The 19000-nt window shown below is 35.8% G+C and carries 17 protein-coding genes; 3 read left to right on the top strand and 14 right to left on the bottom strand.

The window, feature by feature from the left end; translation table 11 throughout:
- Positions 1 to 11: 11 nt before the first annotated feature.
- The 5 genes from AAA915_RS08710 to AAA915_RS08690 form a co-directional block, all read right to left on the bottom strand.
- Complete coding sequence (locus tag AAA915_RS08710; protein ID WP_338201552.1) at positions 12 to 848, bottom strand: PTS system mannose/fructose/sorbose family transporter subunit IID; 837 nt, start codon at positions 846 to 848, stop codon at positions 12 to 14.
- Positions 849 to 859: 11 nt separating this feature from the next.
- Positions 860 to 1654 (bottom strand): PTS mannose/fructose/sorbose/N-acetylgalactosamine transporter subunit IIC, encoded by a 795-nt coding sequence (locus AAA915_RS08705; RefSeq protein ID WP_046324426.1) that lies wholly within the window; start codon positions 1652 to 1654, stop codon positions 860 to 862.
- Between the two features lie 15 nt (positions 1655 to 1669).
- Positions 1670 to 2140: a PTS sugar transporter subunit IIB gene (locus AAA915_RS08700; RefSeq protein WP_338201550.1), complete on the bottom strand. Its 471-nt coding sequence runs from the start codon at positions 2138 to 2140 to the stop codon at positions 1670 to 1672.
- Positions 2137 to 2559 carry a PTS sugar transporter subunit IIA gene (locus AAA915_RS08695; protein WP_338201548.1) on the bottom strand — a complete coding sequence of 141 codons (423 nt, stop codon included), beginning with the start codon at positions 2557 to 2559 and terminating at the stop codon, positions 2137 to 2139. The genes AAA915_RS08700 and AAA915_RS08695 overlap by 4 nt, the downstream gene beginning before the upstream one ends.
- 216 nt (positions 2560 to 2775) lie before the next feature.
- Positions 2776 to 3771, bottom strand: coding sequence for an SIS domain-containing protein (locus tag AAA915_RS08690; protein WP_338201546.1), 996 nt, complete (start codon positions 3769 to 3771; stop codon positions 2776 to 2778).
- Between the two features lie 183 nt (positions 3772 to 3954).
- Here AAA915_RS08690 and AAA915_RS08685 point away from each other — a divergent pair, with 183 nt between their 5' ends.
- Entirely contained in the window at positions 3955 to 4677 is a 723-nt protein-coding gene (locus tag AAA915_RS08685) for a GntR family transcriptional regulator (RefSeq protein WP_338201544.1), read from the top strand.
- A gap of 87 nt (positions 4678 to 4764) precedes the next feature.
- Here AAA915_RS08685 and apf read toward each other — a convergent pair whose 3' ends face one another.
- From apf to pfkB, 3 genes are all read right to left on the bottom strand, one after another.
- On the bottom strand, positions 4765 to 5433 hold the full coding sequence (gene apf / locus AAA915_RS08680) for an aggregation-promoting factor (RefSeq protein ID WP_338201542.1): 669 nt from the start codon (positions 5431 to 5433) through the stop codon (positions 4765 to 4767).
- Positions 5434 to 6175: 742 nt separating this feature from the next.
- Positions 6176 to 8098, bottom strand: a complete 1923-nt coding sequence (locus AAA915_RS08675; RefSeq protein ID WP_338201540.1) for a fructose-specific PTS transporter subunit EIIC — start codon at positions 8096 to 8098, stop codon at positions 6176 to 6178.
- Between the two features lies 1 nt (position 8099).
- Positions 8100 to 9029: a 1-phosphofructokinase gene (gene pfkB, locus AAA915_RS08670; RefSeq protein ID WP_338201538.1), complete on the bottom strand. Its 930-nt coding sequence runs from the start codon at positions 9027 to 9029 to the stop codon at positions 8100 to 8102.
- Between the two features lie 123 nt (positions 9030 to 9152).
- Here pfkB and AAA915_RS08665 point away from each other — a divergent pair, with 123 nt between their 5' ends.
- A complete protein-coding gene (locus AAA915_RS08665) occupies positions 9153 to 9914 on the top strand; it encodes a MurR/RpiR family transcriptional regulator (protein ID WP_338201536.1) in 762 nt (253 codons plus the stop codon).
- A gap of 55 nt (positions 9915 to 9969) precedes the next feature.
- On the opposite strand, the gene AAA915_RS08660 is transcribed toward AAA915_RS08665, so the two are convergent.
- Together AAA915_RS08660 and AAA915_RS08655 are read right to left on the bottom strand one after the other, a co-directional pair.
- Entirely contained in the window at positions 9970 to 10965 is a 996-nt protein-coding gene (locus AAA915_RS08660; RefSeq protein WP_338201534.1) for a tagatose 1,6-diphosphate aldolase, read from the bottom strand.
- A gap of 142 nt (positions 10966 to 11107) precedes the next feature.
- The gene (locus AAA915_RS08655) at positions 11108 to 13957 is read right to left on the bottom strand and encodes a TIM-barrel domain-containing protein (protein ID WP_338201532.1); all 2850 of its coding nucleotides are present in this window, start codon (positions 13955 to 13957) and stop codon (positions 11108 to 11110) included.
- 198 nt (positions 13958 to 14155) lie between these two features.
- On the opposite strand from AAA915_RS08655, the gene AAA915_RS08650 reads away from it, so the two are divergent.
- The gene (locus AAA915_RS08650; protein ID WP_338201530.1) at positions 14156 to 16174 is read left to right on the top strand and encodes a hypothetical protein; all 2019 of its coding nucleotides are present in this window, start codon (positions 14156 to 14158) and stop codon (positions 16172 to 16174) included.
- 72 nt (positions 16175 to 16246) lie between these two features.
- On the opposite strand, the gene AAA915_RS08645 is transcribed toward AAA915_RS08650, so the two are convergent.
- The 4 genes from AAA915_RS08645 to AAA915_RS08630 form a co-directional block, all read right to left on the bottom strand.
- Positions 16247 to 16648 carry a PTS sugar transporter subunit IIA gene (locus AAA915_RS08645; protein WP_338201528.1) on the bottom strand — a complete coding sequence of 134 codons (402 nt, stop codon included), beginning with the start codon at positions 16646 to 16648 and terminating at the stop codon, positions 16247 to 16249.
- Positions 16649 to 16710: 62 nt separating this feature from the next.
- A complete protein-coding gene (locus AAA915_RS08640; protein WP_110445658.1) occupies positions 16711 to 17529 on the bottom strand; it encodes a PTS system mannose/fructose/sorbose family transporter subunit IID in 819 nt (272 codons plus the stop codon).
- On the bottom strand, positions 17516 to 18439 hold the full coding sequence (locus AAA915_RS08635) for a PTS mannose/fructose/sorbose/N-acetylgalactosamine transporter subunit IIC (RefSeq protein WP_338201525.1): 924 nt from the start codon (positions 18437 to 18439) through the stop codon (positions 17516 to 17518). The genes AAA915_RS08640 and AAA915_RS08635 overlap by 14 nt, the downstream gene beginning before the upstream one ends.
- A 10-nt stretch (positions 18440 to 18449) precedes the next feature.
- Positions 18450 to 18938 carry a PTS sugar transporter subunit IIB gene (locus tag AAA915_RS08630; RefSeq protein ID WP_187157373.1) on the bottom strand — a complete coding sequence of 163 codons (489 nt, stop codon included), beginning with the start codon at positions 18936 to 18938 and terminating at the stop codon, positions 18450 to 18452.
- Positions 18939 to 19000 lie beyond the last annotated feature (62 nt).

Raw genomic sequence — 19000 nt, 5'->3', positions numbered from 1 at the left:
TTTACTAACAACTAATTAAAAATACCTAATACGCTAAGTAGGATACCGCCAAAAATGCAGACAACCATGATCCAAGCAGTATTAACCTTCTTTTTGATTAGGTAAAACATACCTAATGTGAATGCTAAAGATAACATCTGTGGGAAAATTGAATCTAATGTCTTCTGTAAAACAAAAGTTTTACCAAATTTAATTGGTGTCGTTATCCCAATCATTGTTGCCACCATTGCTCCAATAACCATTAGCCCGATTACGTTCATCAAAGACATGATTCTGTTAATGGTACCGTTACTAATAAGACGCTGAATATTCTTTTTACCTTGGAGGTAACCCCATTTACCGCCCCAATAAGTAACAATAACTGAAGGGATGATGGAAATAATCATTGCCAAAATTGGCCCAAATATGTTTCCTTGTTGAGCCATGTTGATTCCCAGACCAAAGGCAATAATTTTAATTGTCCCTTGGAAGAAGGAATCACCAATACCTGATAAAGGACCCATTAATGAAGTTTTCACACCATTAATTGAATCAGGATCGAATGTATCTGGGTTGGCTGCATATTCTTCTTCCATTGCAGAAGATAATCCCAGAACAAACGAGGTTAACTGTGGTGTACAGTTGAAGAAGGCCATATGACGATGGTATGCCTCTTTTTTCTTCTGGAGTTTTTCAGGTGTATCTGGCTTCTCACCATAAATTTCATCTATTGTTGGTGCCATACCATACATGAAACCCATGTTCATTTGACTTTCATAATTCCAAGATGTCTGAATAGCCCACGATCTCCAGAAGAATTGCCAAAATCTATGACGTAGCTGTTTATCTGTATGCTTTTGTTCAGTCATAATTTGTCCTCCTATAACTCTTCTAAATCATCAAGATCATCACTACCTGATGAATTTGATCCAGAACTATTATTGCCGTTATTAGTCATAAATTTGTTAAGAATAATAGCGAAAATAACTGCAAAAATAGCTACACTAATAACTGTCATCTTACCGTAGGCGGCAATAAAGAATCCTAGGAACAAATAAACTGCATTCTTTTTATCAATCATAGTTGACATCAAAAGTGCAAATCCATATGCTGGTAAAATCTTACTTGCCAAAGTTAAACCATTAGTTAGCCAATCTGGAATCATCTTGACAAAACTGGTAACAACATTTGTACCTAAGAAAATTGCCAAAAATACTGGAACAAAATATAACAAGCCATAAATAATTGGTCCATATACTATGTGGTAGCTTCGCGCTTTTCTGAATTTGCCTGCATCAATTGCATTTTCAACTAACTGATTAAAAGATGAAAATAGCATTCTGATAACTATGGCTACCAGTTGCCCCAAAACGGCTACTGGTAAAGCTACAGTTAACGCAGCTTGCGCACTGGTATGTGACAAAATAGCAAAAGCTGAAGCTACTACTGACCCCAAAACCATATCTGGGGGAACTGCAGCGCCTACTTGAACTATTCCCATTGAAACCAGTTCTAGCGTCGCACCAACCAGCAATCCCTTTGAAACATCTCCCAGTACTAAGCCAACAAGTGTACTCACTATTAATGGCTGCTCAAAGTTTTCACGCCCAAGCAGTCTTGAGTCGAACATGGCGAATACACCGACCAAGCCGACTACTAATGCTTTCCAAAACATTTTTTACCTCCTTTTCTAAATAATATTATTTAGAAGTTCTTTATTAGCTGAAGGAACTTGTTGCATGGTGATCTTGATACCCTTATCACACATTTCTTTAGTAAGTTTAACTTCTTCTGGAGTTAAATAAATAGCATTACTAAAGCGTTTTGCATCCGGTTTAGAAGGAATTAAGCCGTAATTAATTTCAGCTACAGATCCGTATGCTGCAATAAATTTACTCAATTCCGCTACGTTTTCAAAAAGCAACATAATATTATCTTTTAATGCCTTAATTTGGTCAATTTTACTAATTGCTTTATCGACGCTAAAAACGTTTAGACGGACATCTTCTGGCTTAGCCAGTTTCAAGGACATTTTCTTAAAATCATCATTTGCTGTAGCTGTATCAATTACAATTACTCTTTCGATATTCGCAAATTTGGTCCATGAAAAAATGACTTGTCCGTGCAATAATCGGTGATCAACTCTAATTACTTTTATCATAATAAATCTCCTTCATCGTCATCTTCAGTCATTAACTTATTTATCGACAAAACTCCTTTCTGTCCTTCGTTAATAGCCTCTAATATATCCTCTTGGGTTAGGCCGGAATCTGCTGTAGTAACTAAAGTTATAACCAAAGGCAGATTCATGCCTGTTAACACCGTCAAATTTTGATGGTCTTTTAACAGTTGGGTCATCTCATTATTAACTGAGCCACCTAAAACATCAGTAATAATTACCGCTTTCTCATCACCAACCTTATCAAGCGATTTTTTTATATCACCAATAAAGCTATCATCACTAGTACCATTTTTATAGGCTTCATATGCTTCAAGATTATCCTGATTGCCAGCGATCATTTCAACAGTATTTTTCATTCCCTTAGCAAGCTTGCCATGGCTAACTAAAATTATTTTCACTAAACTTCACCCCTAATCCAAACACTCACTAGCATATTAATAAGATGTATTAACATGTATACATGACATAATAATATAAAAACTAGATCACGTAAAGGCTTTCTTCAAAAATAATTAAATTTTGTTTTAAAAAACATTTAGTTAAAGTGATTTAGTTAAGTTTTTTATTAAAAAACAAAAAATTAAAGTATCTAAAATTATTTCACGTCTAAAAAACTACTTATAATCTTCTTTCCACATATACCTACGAGTTTCATAGCTTTCGTGAGTAGTACAAGAAAGCTCCCTCATATAAACATTATTTAGAATAGATGAAAAAATCGGGTGATTAAAATATGGAGAAACTTCAGGCTTGATATCATCCAAACCTATTTCCTTACCGTCAAGTACATACAATTTTTTCCCGCCAAATCTTTGCTCGAATTTTAACGCCCGTTCATCCTCTGGTCTGGTTTTACCTGTGGCCAACAGTTGAAAAATTGACTTACTCTTATCTGTAACTTCAAATGGACCATTAAAATATTCATAACTATGAATGGTTGGCGAATTCAATTGCAGCATTTCTTCTATATTGCAAATTGAAAAAACGTAAGCTGCACCATATGCTGGACCACTAGCAATAACATAAATAGTTTTTTGATCTTTATTTTGCTCTGCCCATTCTTTTGCCAAAGGAGTGGTATAATCAACTGCTTTGCGATAAATAGGATCAAGTAAATCAAAAGTCTTCATTGCTGTTTCAAAATTATCATAGCCTTCAACTTCTTGGAGCAAATTCATTGCTATGCATAATCCAATACTACCATTTACACGTTCAAGCCTGCTTTCATCTAAAGCTAAACTTTCATATTTTATTTTAAAATCACAAACTTTTACTAAGTCGGATTCATCAACATACAGAGCAATTGTGGTTGCACCATGTTCTTTAGCAACTTTCGCAGAATCAATGGTCTCGCTGGTTCCTCTCATAGAACATAAAACTACTAATGAATTTTGGTCTAAATTCTTTGGTGGAGCATAAACGAATTCCCCACTAGTATGCATACTGGAAAATAGCGTTTTTGACTCTTGATGTAAAAAATAGTTAGCACCATAAAAGCCACCGAACGAACCACCAGCACCTATCCAAATTACTTGCTTAATACCTCCTTCATGTTCCATTTTGTTAACAGCTTTTTTGACAATCTGTTTAACTTCATCTTGTATCTTCATTTTTGTCTCCTGTATTAAAAAATGATACATGTATCTTCATTTACAAATTATAAAGCGCTTTATTTACAAAGTAAAGGGGATATTTAAAATACCAGTATCTTTATTTGATATAAAAAGATACTGGTGCTTAATCAATCAGCTTTTGTTATAATACAAATAATAATATTCAAGAAAGAAAAAAATATGTTAAAAAAATCAGAAGATCATATGCCATTATATATTGACCTGGCAAAAATCATAAAAAACAGAATTGCAGAAAATAAATATCAAATAGGAAAAAAAATACCTTCTGAAATGGAGCTGCAAAAAGAATTTTCTGTCAGTCGTACCACTGTTCGAAAAGCTCTTAAAGTATTAAGTGATGAGAATTATTTAATTAAGCTTCCTGGCAAAGGAACTTTTGTGTCCGACAAAAGAAATGAAATTGAAACTCAGAATCATAAGTTTTCTAGCTTGACAGACAGAGCTGCAAAAACTGGTAAAAAAATCTCCAATCGTTTAATTAGTATCAAGAGTATTACGGGTAATGATGAGCAAAATGCATTTTTGCAAACTAATGCCAAACAGCAAATAATTGAAATTAAACGTTTGAGGTATATCGACGATATTCCTTTCTGTCTTGAATGGATTTGGCTGGCTCCTAAATATAGTGCTATTAAAGATGAAAACCTTGATATGCCACTATACAGGATTTTACAAAAGAAATTTCACATTAATCCTGGAAAAGGAAAGAAGACCTTTAAAATTGCATTCGCTAATAGAGAAGAATCCTTCCTACTTAATGTTGACGAAAAAACGCCATTAATGCGAATTAAAGATTTGGTTTATGATGATCATAATTTTCCGCTACATATTACTCAAGAAATTATCCGCAGCGATAAATTTACTTATGCAGTTAACCATTAATTTCAAATCAAAAAAGCAGATACTAGTATTTTTTACTAGTGTCTGCTTACTTTTATATATATTTTGTTTTAACTTTTGACTAACTAATTAGTACCAACCATTAGCAAGCCAGAATTGTTTAGCGGCTGCCCATGAGCCATAGCGTCCAGCAACATAGTTGTTAGCAACACGCTCTTGATTAGCAGCTGAATAGTCGCCATTAAGATATGCGGCAGATAGTTGGTATTTACCAATGTACTGACCATTTTGTGCACTGTATGAGCCACCAGATTCACGACTGGCAATCCACGCCTTTGCCCCTGCTTCTGAGTCAGTTGAAGCAGTGGTGTAATTAATATTAGTAGCGTATGTAGACTCAGTGTTATTTGCAACAGTACTGTTTTCAGTCTGACTGCTGGTTATCGCTGTATTTTGAGATTCATTTGCCGGATGATAGCCTTTATTGACGTATTTGGCCTTAACCCATTGGTTCTTGCCTAAGTCGTACCACTTATGACCCTTTTTGTCATAAGCAGTCTTAATGACTTTCCAAGAAGAATTACTTGGTAAAATTTGACCAGTAGCCTTAGGGTGTTTATAACTGTTCCAAACATGAATTGAATTACCATCAACATAGTTAACAGTTACAACTGCTGCATCATTTTCAACGGTAGCTGCTTGAACATCGCTGGTTGCAACGCTGCCTATAACTGCAACTCCAGAAGCAGATAATGCTGCTACTGCTGCTGATTTAACTAAAATAGATTTTACCTTCAAAAAAATTCTCTCCTTAAATAAAAATCCATAATATGTTTTTCAAATCAAAAATAGTAAACTAATAATCAATTTGATGTTATATATACTACAACGGTAAAATTGCAGAACGATAACAGGAATATCACTCAACCTTTAAGAATTAGTTACCATTTTTATAAAAAATGTCATAGTTGTAACACAAAGTTAACTGTTATTTAATTTGACAAAAAGCCATAATAGCAAGGTAAAATGCAAAGTTGTAAGTAGCAAGAACATGCGTTTGTGCACTTAGATTTGAGCGAGTATAGATTATTTTTGCAACATAAATGAAAAACAATAGCCAGCTTTGAATATTTTTGTTGCAAAAGTGATATAGTTAATTTAATATTCAGCTGAAAGGAAAAGAAAAATGAGTAAATATGAAGTTAAATTAGATGAAAAAAATTTACAGATGCTTGAGGATTGTCATTCAAAAAATCCTTCAATTATGAAGGCATTGAATGAAGCTAAAAAGATTGAAGATTAAAAGTTAATACGAATAGAAAGTAGATATTAACTGCCCCAAAGTCTGAGAAATATTTTATGGCTAAATTGTCTAAGCAAGATAAAATTGAATTTGTTAGTCTTAAAAGATTTTCATTAGTAAAATTTTGGCGGTATCACATTATCAAATCTATCTCAGCAGCAAACACATTTGTAAGATAGCGCAATTATAACTGTAAATAAAAAACACAAGATTTTTAGTCTTGTGTTTTTTAGTATATTAATAATTATTTTCAAACAAAGCTTGAATTTCTTCAGGAGTGTTAGCCTTTTTAAGGCTTGCAATGAAGTCTTCATGAGTCAACAATTTAGCAGTATTTGACAAGTATTGCAGATGAGCACTACTATCAGTTTCTGGTATTAAAAAAGAAATAACTATATCAATTTTCTTACCATCTAAAGATTGCCAATCAATTGGCTCTTTGAGTTTTAAGACTATCATTGAAGACTTGGTAATTGCTGCTGACTGAGCATGGGGAATTGCAAAGCCATCAGTCATACCAGTTGAGCCTTCTTTTTCACGTTTAAGATAGCTATCGTAAACCGCATCACTATCATTAGCCAATTTATTTTTGACGGCAAAATCCGCCAGATATTTGAGCGCATCATTACGACTAGTAACATCAACACCAACCTGAATGTTCCTTAATTCAAGAATATCACTCGGCTCAAATGTTTCTGTCTTAGCTTCAGTATTCTGATTAGTTACATTGACAACGCTAGGTGCGACAGTAGTTTCTGCTTCTACAGCTAGTTTATCTTTTTTATTAAATCTACCGGCAATTAATGCTAATAACGCACCCGAAATAGCAGCTCCAATTAGAATCCACAATACCCATAAGAAAGGTTTATTAACTAATGGTAAAACAATAAAGCCACCGTGAGGAGCAGGCACACTAATTTTCGTTATGTAAGTTAAAACTGATGCTACTGCAGATCCAACCATAAAGGCCGGAATATTCCATAATGGGTGTTTAGCTGCAAAAGGAATCGCGCCTTCAGTAATATGAGTTGATCCCAGTAAAAAGTTTACATACCCAGCAGCTCTTTCACTCTTTGAATATGCTTTGCGATTCATTAAGACGGCAAAGCCTGTAGCTAGCGATGGAGCTATACAAGCCGCAGAAACACCAGCCATAAAGTAATAGTTTCCTTGTGCCAACAGCACGGTTCCCGTAACATATGCCGCTTTATTAATTGGTCCACCAAAGTCTGCCGCACACATAATACCAATTATGATACCCAATAATACAGGATTAGTATTTTCAAATCCTTTTAGCCATGACATTAAACCAACGTTAAGAGCTTCAATTGGAGTATTCAACAGGTACATAATTGAGCCGGTTATTAAAACCCCGAGAACAGGAAAAAGAAAGATCGATTTCAAGCCCCTGAATTTATCATCAGGCAATGGTTGAAACAATTTTTGTAAGCCAAAAACTATAATTGCTGCTAAGTAGCCACCAACTATTGCTCCTAAAAAGCCACCACCACCATTAAAAGTGATGAAGCCAGCGGCTAAACCAACCACAAAACCAGTCCGTTGAGCCAAAGCTTCAGCAATATAAGCTCCTAAAACTGGAGCCATCAAGTTCATAGTAGTACTGCCTACTGTATTCAGCATAGCAGCAAATTGATTGTATTCACTGCTCTTAGGATTTGCCGAATCAATTCCCCAGAAGAAGGAGATGGCCATTAGCACACCACCGGCAACGACAAACGGCAACATATGAGAGACACCATTCATCAAAGAGGTATAAATTTTATTACCTAGTTTTTGATTCCCTACACTATCATTATTTGAATCCTTAGCGGCTTGTCCCTCTTTATAAATAGGAGCTGCTAGTGCTTTTTTGATTAAAGCATCCGGTTCTTTTACACCTCTGGCAACGGGAACAACAACCAGACGCTTTCCTGCGAAGCGCTCTAAGCCAACATCAATGTCAGAAGCAACTATCACTGCTTGAGCATCTGCAATTTCCGTACTAGTCAGATTATTTTCGATGCCAGTTTGACCATGTGTTTCAATTTTGATAGTATAACCAAGCTTTTCAGCTGCTTTTTCTAAGGCCTCTTCTGCCATAAATGTATGAGCGACACCGGTTGCACAACCAGTAGCACCCACTAAATCATAATTAGCCACTTTATTTCATCCTTTCTTCCACTGAAATTTGCGGTAATAATTTATCTAAAGAAAAATCTGTCAGTCCTGTGCGACTAGCAGTATCACTACCAGCTGCAACAGCCATTCTAAGAGCTTCACTAACTGGTTTTTCCTTTTCCAAAAAGGCAATAAAAGTACCAAGCATTGTATCCCCGGCACAAGCTGAATTAACCACTTGTATTTTCGGAGCATTCGCAAATAGAACATGATGTTTATTAATAAAAGCAGCACCATCAGCACCTAGAGAAACTAGAACATTTTGGCAACCCAATTCAATTAATTTCTGAGATAATTTTACTGTTTTTGCGACGGTCATCTCACCCTCATAATTGAAGAAGGCAGCAAGTTCACTGTCATTAGGTTTAAGTAGAAACGGTCGATATTTTAAAGTATCAATTACTTCTAGGTAACTACTGTCAATCACAAATTTAGCCCCCTGTTTTTGGACTAACTGAGCTAGTTGGACTAAAAAGTTTGGTTTTATACCCCGAGAAAAACTGCCGGAAACAACTACCATATCATCCTTAGTTACTGTGCTTTCAAGATAATCCAAAAATTGATCTTGCTTATCTGAACTTACTACCGGTCCAGGATTAACTTGTTTGTATTCTGTACCTTCGTCTAAAACATCCGTAAAGACATTAACTCTAGTAGGCTCTTTTACCTTTAAGAAATTAGTTTTAATACCCTTTTCTGTTAAACCAGAAATGACATAATCCAGTGTAAAGCCACCACCAATTCCTGTGGCCACACTATCTATACCCAACTTCTTTAAGATAAATGAAACATTGACTCCTTTGCCATTAGGTTGTAATTCAAATTTTTCAGTTCTATTAACTACCTTTGGTTCCAGCTTTTTAGTGACAATTACTAAATCAATTGCTGGATTCAACGTTACTGTATAAATCAAAGATTTCTCTCCCTTTTTTTGCCTTTTGTATTATTATTATAAAGACAAATATGTGTAACGTTTTTCTGAATTGATAGCGTTTACTATAATTAATAGAAAAATATTTACAAAAGGAGCACTTAAATGTCAACAAAAGAACTTTCAGCGGCAGAATTGCATCTTTGGAATATAGTCGAAAATAATCCCCAAAAGATTGCCAAAATGTCAATAGTAAAGCTAAGTCAATTTGCCAACGTGTCAACTGCTACAATTGTGCGCACTATGCAAAAGATGGGATATAGTGGTTACACCTCTTACCGCGAAGCACTAAAATTAAAAAGCAATTCAAATTCTACTTTTAGTGTTTTAAATGACGCTGATGACAAGATCAGAAGCGTCATTACTAAAAACGAAATTGAAATGAACAATACGCTGCACAATTTGAGTTATAGCACAATTGAAGACAGTATTTCGCTCACTAAACAAGCTAAAATGGTTTTTATTTTTGCTCGTGGTTTGTCTGAGTCAATTGCTCACGAAATGATGGTCAAATTACAATTAACCGGAAAATACTGTGAATTCCACTCAGATCCAAATATTATTAAAACAATTGCCAGCAAGATTAAGAAGGATTCGCTAGCAATTTTTATTACTTTGAATGGAGAAACTGAGGAATTAGTAACTGCAGCCAAAGCTTTAAATAAAAATGATGTTCCTATCTTGACATTTACCACTAATTCGTCCGGCAGTATTTTGCCTTTTACAACTTTAACTTTCATTGGCTACAAATCAAAAACTAATTACTTTCCCGAGTATGAAGTTAGATCCCGTCTGCCACTGCAAATAATGACGCGCATCTTTTGTGACGCTTATTCGGTTAGATGTGATTTTTATAAGAGCAAATAAAAAGCTTCCTATACTTTAAATTTGTATAGAAAGCTTTTTTATTTAGCTAATTCAGTTATTCAGCAACTTCCAGCTTATCACGCCAGGATTTTGCTCCTTTAAGAGCTTCATTTAAGTTTTCGATATTCTCTTTACCATGAGTAGCTAGCCATTTTCTACCTGCTTTTTCGCTTTCCGCAGCGAACGGTTTAATGGCTGGCTTCCAAGTAGCACGACCACAAAGAACACCATTAAAGTCAGCTCCAGCTGCTTCAGCCATTTTAATTTCAGCGATAAATTCTTCACTAGTTACACCGGCTGATAAGAAAATATAAGGCAAGTCGGTTATTTCAGATTGCTTTTTAAGCAAATTCTTGGCTTCTTCTTGAGTATAAACAACATTGTTGTCACCGTTAAAGCCTTCGACAAATTTAATGTTAAACGGAATTTCAACTTTAAGAACAGTTACACCATATTCAGGCTTTGAAAATTCTTTCATTGTCTTCAAAACTTTGTCAGCTTTAACTTTGGCAAATTCTTCGCTCTTAGCATCAGGAATGTTAGCATCATATGTCAAAACTTCCAAGAATAATGGTAATTCATTGGCCTTAGCTTCTGCACCAACTCTTTCAACAAAAGCTTGCTTTTTATCATTAATTTCTTGGCCCTCATCAGGATCATAATAAACTAAAAACTTAATGGCGTCTCCGCCTTCATTTTTAATTCTTAATCCGGACTGATTAGCAATTAAATCAGGCATTCTTCCAGGTTCGGTGGTATCATAGCCGGTTTTTTCATAAGAAAGTAACAATCCACAATTCTTATCTCTAACTTTGGTTGCCGGCAAGCCATACTCTGGATCTGTCAAAATAGATGAAGCATACGGGGTCAGCTCACTAGATATTGCTTTTTTAAAATCAACGATAGTTGTTTCATCAGCAGGTTTATTGGCTGCATCAGCTAACATCTTTTTCAAAGAACCACGTTGGTCAATTGCCAAAGCACTGATTACACCATCAGTAGTTGACAAGTTTTCCATATGTTTGGCAACTGCTGCAGAAATTGTTTTCATTATATATCTCCTTTAACATTATCTTTAATCGCACAATTATTATTATATACTGATAGTTTAGCCTTTTAAAGAAAAGCAGAAGTTTTAGTAAACTTTTTCACAATTACAAATAATTCAGAAAAAGTTTACTGTAAATACCAAATTATTTCTTGGCAGAGTTAACAGCTTTCTTGGTCTTACAAATAATTTTTGTTCCCCAAGAAGAAGCTGTCATTTTTTGGATTTCTCTAACTTGAAAAGTATGTGTCGTTTCAGGTTTCAGGTTATTTAACGTAAAATCAGTTTTTTTAATATTAGAATATAACAAGCCGTCAATTTTTAGCTGATAACTATCACAACCAGATACTGGTTGCCAAGATACCGTAATGGAATCTGAAGTAGTTTCTTGAACATTTTGTGTTAAATTAGCCGGAACTATTAGAGCATCATTATTTACCGGCAGTTCATTAACCTGTACTGATGTCGTAGCAATACCTGCAACTTTAACAGTGATTTCATTTTGACACACATCCGTCTGTTGCAGCTTTATCCTTAAAAATGTTTGCTCCAAATTCGAACCAAATTCTGCTAAATATGGATTTGTCAGATAATGCGGGTCGAAATAGTAACAGTTATCATGCTTCTGAAAATCTGCTAAATTTTCTGCTGCAGTTAAATGAACTTCTTTATTACCGATTAAAACTTCAATTGTCCCTGGTGCTTTATTAGTTTTAATGCTTAATTCAGTAGATTTATAAGGTTCAAAATTTGCATAAGTACCTTGAGCTTTATTAATTTTAATAGTTAAATCAGAATCCCGCAAACTACTGGTAATTTCAGTTTGGACATATTTACCTTGCTTATATTGGGCAGAAAACCCATCATCTTCATAGATATTAAAATTGCCAGTGCCACGAGGATAAATCACAAATTGCCGCTGCTTTTTTAGTTTCAGGTATTCATCCGGAGTATTAGTTGCTGGTGCTACAGGTATAATAGCTCCTGCTTTAACAAATACCGGTAGTTTCCACAATGGGGCAGCAAAATTATTAATTACTTGTCCACCTTGATATTCTTGACCAGTGAAGTAATCAATCCAGATTTGTTTTTTATCGGGCAAATAGATTTCGTTTCTGACATCATTCCCCTTTTCATCGCTGGCAGTGTTTTGATAAATTGGAGCAACTAAGAAATTGTCTCCCCATAAATATTGGTACCTGACCAAATTAGTATAAAATTCTGGAACATTTGGGTACTCCAGAAACATGGCACGTACCATTGGCTTACTATTAAAGGTTGCCTCAGCTGCAATACTATAAATATACGGCATCAACATTGTTTTTTGCTTTAAATAGGCACGGTTCAGTTTGGTTGTGATGCCGCCAAATACAAACGGATTCTTGGGATTTTTACCCCAGCCATCCATATTCAGCTGAATTGGTGTAAAGGCCTTCCATTGATAATCTCTAGTATTAACAATCAGATTGTGACCACCAAAAATACCATCCATATCTGAGGCAACATTAGGTTGGCCAGATAATCCTTCACCGATATAAGTCGGTATTTGAAAGCGAATATACTCCCATTCGCCACCAACTTCATCTCCAGTCCAAACTGTGCTAGTATTTTGCGTTCCTGCCCAACCATCAACTGTAATAATAAAGGGTCGCAACTGATCACCTTTAATTTTAGCAATCATTTTAGCTGTACTTTGGGTGGCATTTAACCCAAATGAATAACCATGACCTACCCACGCTTCATCAGTCTTAAGTGCGGTGACACCAGCAACCAGCTCTTTTTCAAAATCACGATCATCCGGTTTAGGGTTTTCTGGATCGACGGGTGCAAGATTTTGCTGCGTCCATAATCCTACTTGCACGCCTTTGCTATTAGCGTATTTGACAAATTCCGCCAAATTTTCAAGATTTCCTGCTAAAGTATCCGTTTGTCCATAACCAGCACCATAACCATCATTAGGCAGGAACCAGCCTATCGGCATATCATGATCAAGGTACTGTTCAAGCATTGCCCGGGCACTGAATTGATAAGAAAGCCCGCCATGTTCGCCGTTTAGGGTTTCCCTAATTGACTTTGGTTTTAATTCTGCAGGTAAATCTTTTGGTTGGTACTCGCGGTAATATTTACCATCCGGATATTTAATAGCACCCTTTTCTTCAGAATTTACTTCTACCCAATAATCTCGGTTATAAGCATTTAAATGAGCTTCATAGAAACCAAAAACTGGTGTCAAAGCTGGCCGCCCAGTTAACTGATGATAAGCCTTAATCAGTTCATATGCTGAATCCGCAAAGAAATAGACAGCATCGAAGCGTTTTTCTTCATGTGCAGTAGTAATTTCATTATTAGAAGTACTGTCAAAATCGTAATGTCCTGGTTTAAAAGTATTGCGGATCACGCCATAGCCAGCGGTTGACCAGTAAAAAGGATTAGGAGATGCTACACCTTGATCAACCCAATTATTGGTATTAACAATTTCAATTTTTTCTCCTGCCAGTGTGAAACGCCCGTTTTGCGTACCCCCACCAAAGTAATTACTATTACAATCAACTAGGGTTTGAACTGTTAATGAATCTGTCAATTCAACTGACTTGGCTTCTTGAAAAATCGTCTTGCCGTTTTTAGTAACGCTTAAAGTAGCTGAATTTCTGTTTAAATTAATTTCAATTATGCCCGTATCAATTTGCCAGCCGGTATTGGTCGCACGTATACTTGCACCATCCATGCCGCAAGAATCGTAAATATTTTTCACAAAAATTTGAGCATGTAATCCAGCTTCAGATTGTTCTGGTTCTTGAAACTTTTGAGTTGGATCAATATATAATCTGAAAGTTGTTGAATCCAAGATATAAAGACGAGCTGTCAGCCCGTTTTGATAGTCAATTTCAAAATAACCTGATTGCTTAGTCACATCAGTGATAGCTTGCAATTTCAATTTACTAAAATTGGTTACCTGGTTGGTGTCATTTTTATTAATAGTGCTCTCCTCCTTCATATTAAAAGAAAATTAATCTTAATTAGAACGTTTGATAGGATTGATTATATGCTAAATCAGAGTGAGGATAAATAGCTATATACAAAATTATTGTCCAACCACTTATTTGTCTTTCTCTTTAAATATCAAGGTATACAGCATTAAATTATGCTAGAATTAAGACAAGATATATAGTTATTTTTATATAGGAACAATAATATGACATTTATTTATACATTAAGATATATGCTGGATCCTAGAAAAAATACTCCAGCAAAAGACGAAAAATTAATCGAATTTGTTAAAAAAGGCCAAATTGATGATGTTGCTTTTTTCATAAATGGCGAAGAATTAAACCACAGTCACTTAACCAAAGCTGAAACGCAAGTCTGGCTGGACGCCATTAAACCTTTACAAAAGAAATTATCTGATATAGGTGTAACTACTAGCTTAAACCCATGGACAACCATTATGCACTCCGATCGAGGGTATCAAGTTAATCCTGAGATTGGTTTCAATACTTTTGTTGACATTGATGGTAATAAGGCTAAGGATATGGCTTGTCCTGCTGATCCTACATGGCGAAAATATTTAGCCGCTACTTATGCCCAATATGCCAGCATACATCCCCGTCGATTATGGTTAGAAGACGATTTTCGCCACTATAATCACACCCCTTTAAAATTGATGTGTTTCTGTGATTATCATATGCAACTATATAATGAAAAATTGGGCAAAAAAGAAACACGTGCTGAATTTGTTAACAAGATGTTGCAACCCGGCAAACCCACTAAGGAGCGTCAAGTTTACCTGGATCAAGCACGTCAAGAAATGATTGAAAATGAACATCTAATTGAACAAGCTGTTCATGAAATCAGTCCCAAAACAGACCTGGCACAGATGACTTCATACCCTGATTGGCATGCTCTTGAAGGCCGTGATTGGGATAAATTGTTTAAAGCCCAAGCTGGAGAAGGCCATCCAAAGGTTGCTCGGCCCCACCTACCTGCATATAACGAAGTTGCGCCACTAGCATATGGTAGAAATTTTGAAGAGTATACTCGTATTACCGCTGCTTTTTTAGGAGAAAATGCTGAACTTTATCCTGAATTAGAAAGTTATATGTATTCTCCTTTAGTCAAATCAAATGCATTTACTGCCTTTCAAATTATCACTGCTGCTTTAATCGGAAGTCAGGGAATTCTACTCAACCTATTCGACATGATGGGTAATGGTATCAATGAAAGCTGGCATTACGCTGAAATGCTTGCTGAAATCAAACCATTTGTTAATCAGCTATTAGAAAATCGCCTCCCGCTAGATCATTTAAGAGGGATTAAGGTTCTAGTCGATCAAGATTCCAGTTATCACTTGCAAACTACTGCCGGCAAAAATGTGGAAGAACTTTTGCCCCATGAAAAAAACTGGGCTAGTCTACTAGGTGCTTTTAGCTTTGCTACAAGTATTTTCCCTTTTGATCAAAAAACTTCATTAGAAAACGAAATAATAGCTATTTCTGGGCAACTTTTACGTAATTTGACAAATGACCAAATTACAAAATTGATTAAAAATAATTTTGTTTTGCTTGATGGCGAGAGCGTGCAGGTTTTGCTTGACCGAAATCTGGGTAACTTGTTACACGTTGAGAATGCTGAGTGGCACCCAGTTCGCACAAATTATCAATCCTTTGAGCAAGCCGATGGACACATTGTTGATGGCGTCAAAAATCCACGAATAACAATGTTGCAACATACTGGTAATTATTTGAAAATAGAATATCAACCCCAAAGTGATGTAAAGGTGTGGTCGTTTGCATATAACTCAATTGATGAAAAACTAGGTAACGTTATGGCAATTATTGATCAACATATCATTGTTTTACCCATGGATCAGGATCAGCGTCACGGTTGGGATTCCCAATTTACCACATATAAGCAAGGGCTGCTCCAGCAAATGCTTGACAGTATTAAGCCTGTAGACTACTTAGTGGAAATGCCTAATGTTAAGCTTTCTGTTGAAAGCAATGGTCAAAAAGTTTGGTTTGCCAACTTTACATTAGATGGTTACCAGCAAATAAAATGGCATTTAGCAGCACCTCTTGTAAGTAATGATGCAACAATTGTGAGAAAAGTTGGTAATTCAGTTAAGAAGACAAAAATTCAGATTAATGTTGAAAATGGTATTGCTATCATTGATGAGCCTCTAGCACCACTTGAAACTATTCAAATACTGTTTTAAATTTAATAAAAGCCAAAAATAGCGCCTAGTCTCTTTGTTTAGACTAGACGCTATTTTTGGTTTATTTAAATGCTATTTTTTCATTTTAGCCAACATTTCAGTGACATCAACTATACCAGCTTTCCCAGCTGTCACATAGTCGGATTCTGCACCGCTCATTTGACTGTTGAGCCATTCAATTACCAGTGGTAAATTCATTCCCGAGATCAAGTGAATTTTTTGACCACCCATAATCAGACGACTAACTACATTTGCTGGAGTTCCGCCCATTAAATCAGCAAAAACAGTAACATCCTCAATATTCATTCCTGAAATCTGATCTTCAAATTTTTTCTTAAAATCATCAGGACCTTCAGATGGAAGCAAACATACCGTATGTACGTGCTCTTGCTCGCCCATAATTAATTCGGCACTGGCTTTTACACCTTCTGCCATTTTACCATGACTAATTAAAATTAATTCCTTTTCTGCCATACTTTATCTTTCCATTTAATACTTAACTATCTAGATTTACTTAAAGCAATTACTATATCTAATTATATCTTAGCGATAACTCCAAGGCCACCTAAAACAATACAAAGTATTAAAACAATAAAGATTGCTTTGGTTGAAGTCATACCTTTCTTACCAAGAAGCCAGTAAACAAAGCCTACGACAGCTGCTGGTAACAACTTAGGAAGAATCATGTCCAAATTATTTTGAACATTCATGGTAACTTTACCAATTTGAGGTGCCCAGGCAAACTTAATGTTAACCATAGTGGCAACAAGGGCACCAACCATGAATACGCCCAAAACAGTAGCGGAATCAGTTAAAGCGTTTAAACGGTCTCTCATGTCAGTAACAAGAGAAACACCTTTATCATAAGCAAAATGAAGTTGCTTCCACCGGAAGACACAGATCAAAAGGCAGGCAATAACCCAAATGATAACACCAACTGGGTTTCCTTGTGTTGCCATTGAAGCAGCTAAAGCACCAAAAATAGTTGGAATCAAAGAAGCAAAGATAGAGTCACCGATTGCGGCAAAAGAGCCCATCAGTCCAACTTTAATACCGGTAACAGTGTCTTTTCCTTCAATACCTTCATTTTCCTCTACGGCAAGGTCAAGACCGGTAATGATTGTATTGAAGAAGTTAGAAGTGTTAAAGAACTGCATATGAGTCTTCATCATTTCCTTTAACTCAGGGGTATCATCACCATAAATTTTTCTCAATTGTGGCAAAATAGTGTATAAATAGCCACTATTTTGCATTCTTTCATAGTTCCAGCCTAACTGGAAACCAAACAAAGATCTACGGTTAATTTGATTGAAGTCTTGTTCAGTTAATTTATATTTAGGTTTAGAGTTCGTCATCAGTAATCTCTCCTTCATCGTCATCAGAGCTTGAACTTGCACTATTACTTTGACTTTCAGTATTTTGTGCTTGCGCAGTACCTTTATTTATTGGAATATTCTTGTAATGCAAAATTGCAAGAGCTAATCCCAGCATTGCAATTGCAAGCATTGGCAAGCCGTTGAAAATAGTAGTGAAGCCTTTGTTAACAGCTGATAAGCCTGTACCCAAAGCTTGCATACCACTAAAGAGAACTGAGAACAATGTCGTAATTGTAAAGCCCAAAATCAAATATGCTGCATGTCTCTTAACTGGTAAGTACCGCAATAAAACCGCAAAACCGACGGCTGGCAATGTGGCACCAGCAACAGTTAAACCATTACCAAGCCATAACAGATCTCCATTTAAAGCATTTGCGATCTGTTGTACTAATCCCTGACCAAAGGCCAATGCGATAAAGACAGGAACTGCACGTGAAAGTGACCACGGAATTGCACCGTATAAAACATTTCTCTCAACAGCCTTATAGTTAATCTTGTCTTGATCAATCAAGTGATCAATTCTGTGTGAAAAGTAAGTATTGGCGAATCTTGCCAAAACGTCCAATTCAATCATAATAGCAGCAACTGGAACAGCAATTGAAGAAATAGCTGTTTGAGGACTCATACCTTTAATACTAGTTGAAAATGCTGTAGCCAAAACTGTACCGGTAGTAGCGTCAATTCTTGAAGCACCACCAAAAGTACCGATACCTAAAACTGTCAACTGCATTGATGCACCGATAAACAAACCGGTAGGCAGATCTCCCATAATCAGACCGGCGATCAATCCAGCACCAACTGGTGTGTTTAATGATGAATAAATTTGCAATTCATCTAAAATTTCTAATCCTGCATACAAAGTAAGCAGTAATATTTGCCACCAAGCCATTTTTCTCCTCCTACTTCATCTTTTCATTAATCAATTTCATTAAATCCCGTGACTCAACACTAGGATTTAATTGGGCAATTAAGTTAACGCCTTTGCCAGAAATCTCTCTGAAAACATCGGCTTCATGCTCATTGATATTAACTTGCTTAGTCAATTCAGTAGTATCATCTTGCTTAGACATATTACCAACATTGATTGTATCAAGTTTGATACCCATGTTGAGCAAATCAAGAAACTTATCCGGTTTCTTAGCTACCAAAAACACCCTCTGCTTTCTATAGCGATCTTTCTTAAGATGATCAGCAGCAATTTCAGTTGGTAAAACACTTAGCTTAGTAGACATAGGTGTAGCCATTCTCAAACCGCTTTTTTGGATGTCATCCTTAGCTGCCTTCTCATCAAGAACAATAATTCGTTCTACTTGCAACTGAGGTGTCCACAAGTTTGCCACCTGACCATGAACCAAGCGTTCATCAACTCTCGCTCCTACAATATTCATATTTCTTCCTCCATATCTTTTAAGGAAATCTAAATATTAACAAAAACGCTTTCAACCCTAAT

The sequence above is a fragment of the Lactobacillus rizhaonensis genome (assembly GCF_036246345.1).
GTDB lineage: Bacteria > Bacillota > Bacilli > Lactobacillales > Lactobacillaceae > Lactobacillus > Lactobacillus rizhaonensis.
Note: the sequence above shows the minus strand (reverse complement) of the source record. Positions and strands in the feature narration are given on the sequence as shown.